The sequence below is a fragment of the Halopenitus sp. H-Gu1 genome (genome assembly GCF_041821145.1).
In the GTDB taxonomy this organism is placed as follows: Archaea; Halobacteriota; Halobacteria; order Halobacteriales; family Haloferacaceae; genus Halopenitus.
In genome coordinates, this window is sequence record NZ_JBGUBC010000070.1 from 1 (window position 1) to 646 (window position 646).

The 646-nt window shown below is 50.0% G+C and carries 1 protein-coding gene; it reads left to right on the top strand.

Annotated features, from left to right (window positions below):
* Positions 1-5: 5 nt before the first annotated feature.
* On the top strand, positions 6-646 hold a 641-nt coding region (locus ACERIT_RS16185), incomplete at its 3' end, for an AAA domain-containing protein (RefSeq protein WP_373675880.1).

A 646-nucleotide genomic window follows, 5' to 3' on the forward strand; every position in this document is an offset into this window, starting at 1 on the left:
ACTGTATCCATGGGCCACCAGGAACAGGAAAAACCCGAACACTAACAGCTGTCATTCAATCTGCAGTCGAGTCGGGACAACGTGTCTTGGTCTGCGCCCACTCAAATCAAGCAGTAGATAATTTAATCGCAGGAGAGAGCAGTGCAAATGACCCTGACGAGGACTCCCTCCACGGAATAATCCAAACAGAAGGATACCGACTATCTCGAATTGGGCGACGAGATCAAATTACATCTCGAGTCGTTTCCACTCACTATGCAGATGAAGAGACAGACCGGGCTCAAATTGTGGCAACGACGACGAATAGCGCAGACCGACTCGATCTCGCGCGATTTAGCTTGATTGTGGTCGACGAAGCAACGCAGGCGAGTATCCCAGCGGCTGCAGTCCCATTTAAATTCGGCTCGAAACTCGTGTTGGCAGGGGACCACAAACAACTACCGCCGTACCACTCTGGAGAAAATGCTTCAGATGAAGCGTTCTATCCGTCGCTGTTTGAGCACCTCTTGGACCGGTTTGGAGACGATGCAAAAACCACACTTAGACGGCAGTACCGAATGCACAGATCTATCGCGAACTTCTCTAATAAGGAGTTCTACGATGGACTTCTGCTCCATGGTGAAGCGAATAAATCTGCGACTCTTTC